The sequence below is a fragment of the Vibrio sp. 1-1(7) genome (genome assembly GCF_013048485.1).
Taxonomy (GTDB): Bacteria; Pseudomonadota; Gammaproteobacteria; order Enterobacterales; family Vibrionaceae; genus Vibrio; species Vibrio fujianensis.
On sequence record NZ_VHSP01000015.1, the window covers coordinates 1 to 5547 of the forward strand.

Below are 5547 nucleotides of genomic sequence, written 5' to 3' on the forward strand. Positions count from 1 at the left end.
GAAGATGGAGGCAGTAGCTTCTTGAGTATTACTTCTTTTCTTTCAGTAGAGATACGAGACACGATAAACTCATTGCCGCCCAATCTGGTTAAATTTTAACAGTGACAACTATCCTGCCAGAGGGGGATTTTATTAGTTTTTAGTGCAATGCGGTAAGTTGGTAGTTGCGTTGCTCACCCCTTAACGCGGCGTTATGTGTTAATGCGATTTTGGGACATTTCTCGTAAAAGTTAATAGCAAAGTAGTACATCCGATTCATATGACTAAGCTTAATGAAACCAACGTTGGCATCAAGGAGGTTAGATGACGAAGTTTCAGGATAAATGGTTTAAAAGATGGGAAAGCAAAAGGCGTAAAGGACTGATCTATTATACTTTTACTCAGACACTTATTATGGGCGGAGCGGTTGTTGTCGGTAGGTTTTTGGGTGTGGCTTTCTTCACCAATCAGAGTCAATGGGAAGAGTTTTTCACTGGTCTACCTATATTGGCAATAATTTTTTTTGGTATTGGTATTCCGTTAAATGCTATAGCTTGGTTTATTGGTGAAAAACGATATCAAAACCTTTTAAATGAGCGGAAAAACACATAACAAGGCGTTAAAGAGGGATTCGCAACGCGTGGCATTTTCGTTATGCGTTGATTTTATTAGTTTTTAGTGTGATGCGGTGAGTTTGTCGTTGCGTTGCTCACCCCTTAACGCGGCGTTATATTTCTCTTGAATTCAACGTGTTACAAATTTAAAAGTTAAGTGGTAATGTGAGTGTTTTGCTGGTTGATGATTTCTTGTGAAGCATAGCTGTTGATTACATCAAGTTTATCAATGTCTAACGAACATTATTGTTTAATCGCATTTAGCAGCTCTTTTGATTTGGTTTACATTAATGGCTTATTTCTCTGATATTTATCATCAGAATCAATGGGTAAGCTTGATTCGATTTCAAAATTAATTGTTTTTTGTATCTAAATCTGGCTCAACTGACGTTAAGCTTTTGATGTTATTTACTATTTTCAAAGGTTGTTTGGTGTTTCAGTGGCTGTATGGAACTGAAATATAACAAACAATTCAAGCAGACCCTCAACGCGTGGCATTTTCGTTTTGCGTTGAGTTTAGTGATTACGATGTAATGCGGGAAGTTGGTAGTAGCGTTTCGGGCTACTTAATTGGGCGTTATGCTTTATTGAGCCTCAGCAAAATCAATATATAAATTTTAATGGGAAAACTTAGTCTGATTTAGAAGTTTTCCTATTCTAATTCATTGATATTATGAGTTTATTATTCTTTTTGGTGGCGATTAAAAGTTGAACGATGCTTGTGTTTTGTCGGCCAACTCTGCTCTGATAAATTGTGTACGCAAAAGGTTCGATTTTTGCTGAAAGGTCTCTTTCTTTGGTGTTGATTGTTCATTGATTCCGCAGGCTATTTCGCTTCAGCATGTTTGGGATCTCATTAACATCTTACTTGCTGACAGTGTTTGGTTAGCGCAAGTTTATCGGCGAATATGCGTTTTTGTCCGGCTCTGCTCTGATAAATTGTGTACGAAAAAGGTTCGATTGTTGCTGAAAGGTCTTTTCCTTTGACGTTATTTGTTCCTTGATTCCGCAGGCTAATTCGCTTCAACTTGTTTGGGATCTTATCGACAGCAATGATTGCTGAAAGTAGGCTGGTTTGTCATTTTGAGTTAAAGTGCTGCGAACAAATGAATTTTGTAAAAGTTCAATATAATCAATAAGTAATAAAGCATAACAAACGCTTCAAGAGGGACTTCCAACGCGCGGCATTTTTATTATGCGTTGGTTTTTGTGGTTACGGTGTTATGCGGAAACTTGGTAGTAGCGTTGTCAGCCCCTTAAGCGGGCGTTATGTAACCGTAGAGAAAAAGGCCACAATGCACTGAAAATTAAAGTGTTTTTATGGTTTTTTTACTTTGAATTTAGTTTCTACTTTGTATATCCGATACTTTCAACTGATTGCTTTAATTGGTTATTCATACGGTTTTAAAGTCATTTTTATTCATGTTGATTTGGTTTTCGTCTTTTTGTTCTTCGAGTTTTCAGTCTTTTCTCAATGGTAAAGTGAGTTTGCGATAAGTTTGGTGGCAGTCATTTTTTTCTTTGAACTAGGGCTCGCAGTTTCGTTGTTGCCACGCAAATTCTACTGGGTTACTGCTAACTTTTCATGTAAGTTAAACGATATTTGGCAATGCTGTTCTTTGTAATGCTTTGAAATGGTTAGCAAAGTTACATAACAAAGCATTCAAGAGGGACAGTCAACGCTTGGCAGTTTTGGTTTGGTTGAGTATTTAAGGTTACGGCTGGTTAATTTGAGCGTAGTGGCTTGCGTTGCCTGCCCCTTAATGCGGCGTTATGTAACCGTAGAGAAAAAGACCGCAATGTATTAAAAATTAAAGTTTTTTATGATTTCTTTGCTTTGAATTTAGCTTCTTTTTTGTATGTTCAGTGCTTTTAAGTGATTGTTTAAATTGGTTATTTTTAAATTTATAAACCTAGTTTTATTCATATTGGCTTAGTTTTCGTCTCCTTGTTCTTCGAGTCTTTGCTCTGAGCTTTATTGGTAAAGCGGATTTACGATAAGTTTGGTGGTAGTCATTTTTTTCTTTGAACTAAGGCTCGCAGTTTCGTTGTTGTCACGCAAATTCTACTGGGTTACTGCTAACTTTTCATGTAAGTTAAACGATATTTGGTAAGGCTGTTCTTTGTAATGCTTTGAAATAGTTAGTAAAGTTACATAACAAAGCATTCAAGAAGGACAGTCAACGCTTGGCAGTTTTGGTTTGGTTGAGCATTTGAGGTTACGGCTGGTTAGTTTGAGCGCAGTGGTTTGCGTTGCCTGCCCCTTAATGCGGCGTTATGTTTACTTGTATTTCAATGGCTTAAAATTCTTCGATCTCCGTTCTTTGTCCCTTTGGCAGTTCGTCCGAGTTGCCTCAGCAAATCCGCATTGTCGGCCTAATTTCGTGAATTTCTCAACCCGTAAAACATGTCAATATTCGCGGGTTGCTTCATTTTCAGGTCGTGGCGGCTGGTTTCAAATTTCGCTGGCTCTAAGTTGTTTTGAGCGTATTTGTCAGTTAGCATTTCGGCTTGGCAGTTGCCTCGGCGATTTGCCATTGTTCTGCGCTTTGGTTGGAAAGAGAGGGCGTTTGTTGAAGCTAAGTCGGGTCGCCTCATTGGGCAGGGAAGTGGACTCACACGCTTGGTGTTTCGTGCCTGTGGCGGCCAAGTGAGGTTAGGCTTGTGATTCACTTCTTGAAACGCGCCCAACAAAGCAGTTCTTTGCCATGTAAATCAGTCATTTGTGGTAAAACATAACAAACAATTCAAGCAGACCCTCAACGCGTGGCATTTTTGGTTTGCGTCGAGTTTGGTGTTACCGAGCAATGCGGAAGGTAAGTCAGGGCGTTTCGGGCTACTTAATTGGGCGTTATGTAACCGTAGAGAAAAGGCCACAATGTATTGAAATTTAAAGTGTATTTATTTTTAAGTGTGTTTTTACTTTGCATATCGTATGGTTTTAACTAGTTGTTTTAATTGGTTATTTATACAGTTTGTAAAGTCAGTCTTATTCATGTTGATTTGGTTTTCGTCTTCCTTGTTCTTCGAGTTTTCCGTTTGTTCTTAATGGTTCAGTGGGTTTGCGATAAGTTTGGTGGCAGTCATTTTTTTCTTTGAACTAGGGCTCGCAGTTTCGCTGTTGTCACGCAAATTCTACTGGGTTACTGCTAACTTTTCATGTAAGTTAAACCATATTTGGCAATGATTTTCTTTGTAATGCTTTGAAATAGTTAGTAAAGTTACATAACAAAGCATTCAAGAGGGACAGTCAACGCTTGGCATTTTTGGTTTGGTTGGGCATTTGAGGTTACGGCTGGTTAATTTGAGCGCAGAGGTTTGCGTTGCCTGCCCCTTAATGCGGCGTTATGTAACCGTAGAGAAAAAGACCGCAATATATTGAAAGTTAAAGTTTTTTTATGCTTTTGCATTTTTAAGTTAGCTTCTATTTTGCATGTTTTATGATTTTAACTTATTGTTTTAATTGGTTATTTATAAATTTTGTAAAGCCAGTCTTATTTATATTGGCTTAGTTTTCGTCTTTTTGTTCTTCGAGTTTTCAGTCTTTTCTCAATGGTAAAGTGAGTTTGCGATAAGCTTGGTGGCAGTCATTTTTTTCTTTGAACTAGGGCTCGCAGTTTCGTTGTTGCCACGCAAATTCTACTGGGTTACTGCTAACTTTTCATGTAAGTTAAACGATATTTGGCAATGCTGTTCTTTGTAATGCTTTGAAATGGTTAGCAAAGTTACATAACAAAGCATTCAAGAGGGACAGTCAACGCTTGGCAGTTTTGGTTTGGTTGAGTATTTGAGGTTACGGCTGGTTAATTTGAGCGTAGTGGCTTGCGTTGCCTGCCCCTTAATGCGGCGTTATGTAACCGTAGAGAAAAAGACCGGAATGGATTGAAATTTAAAGTGTATTTACTTTTAAGTGTGTTTTTACTTTGCATATCGTATGGTTTTAACTAGTTGTTTTAATTGGTTATGTTTTAGTTTATAAATCCAGTTTTATTCATATTGGTTTAGTTTTCGTCTTCTTGTTCTTCGAATTTTCCGTTTGTTCTTAATGGTTCAGTGGGTTTGCGATAAGCTTGGTGGAAGTCACTTTTTTCTTTGAACTAGGGGTCGCAGTTTCGTCGTTGCCACGCAAATTCTACTGGGTTACTGCTAATTTTTCATGTAAGTTAAACGATATTTGGCAATGTTGTTCTTTGTAATGCTTTGAAATGGTTAGCAAAGTTACATAACAAAGCATTTAAGAGGGACAATCAACGCGTGGCAGTTTTGATTTGGTTGGCATTTGAGGTTACGGCTGGCTAGTTTAAGTTCAGCTGTTTGCGTTGCTTGCCCCTTAATGCGGCGTTATGTAACCGTAGAGAAAAAGACCGCAATGTATTGAAAATTAAAGTTTTTTATGATTTTTTTTGCTTTGAATTTAGCTTCTAGTTTGTATGTTCAGTACTTTTAAGTAATTGTTTAAATTGGTTATTTTCAAATTTATAAACCTAGTTTTATTCATATTGGCTTAGTTTTCGTCTCCTTGTTCTTCGAGTCTTTGCTCTGGGTTTTAATGGCAAAGTGGATTTGCGATAAGTTTAGTGGTAGTCATTTTTTTCTTTGAACTAGGGCTCGCAGTTTCGCCGTTGTCACGCAAATTCTACTGGGTTACTGCTAGCTTTTCATGTAAGTTAAACGATATTTGGTAATGCTGTTCTTTGTAATGCTTTGAAATAGTTAGCAAAGTTACATAACAAAGCATTCAAGTGGGACAGTCAACGCTTGGCAGTTTTGGTTTGGTTGGCATTTAAGGTTACGGCTGGCTAGTTTGAGTTCAGTGGTTTGAGTTGCCTGCCCCTTAATGCGGCGTTATACAAACGAGGGACAAAATGAGTTCAGATAAAGCTACAGCGGTATTGGCAAAAGGGGTTGTTGAGTTCCTCGGTAGAATTTGTAACCCTGCTGCAGATGAGATCGG

Annotated in this window: 1 protein-coding gene; it reads left to right on the plus strand. The window is 37.9% G+C overall.

The window, feature by feature from the left end; genetic code table 11:
• Positions 1 to 303: 303 nt before the first annotated feature.
• Positions 304 to 591, plus strand: a complete 288-nt coding sequence (locus tag FKN05_RS16325; RefSeq protein WP_170887991.1) for a hypothetical protein — start codon at positions 304 to 306, stop codon at positions 589 to 591.
• The last annotated feature ends 4956 nt before the right edge of the window (positions 592 to 5547 follow it).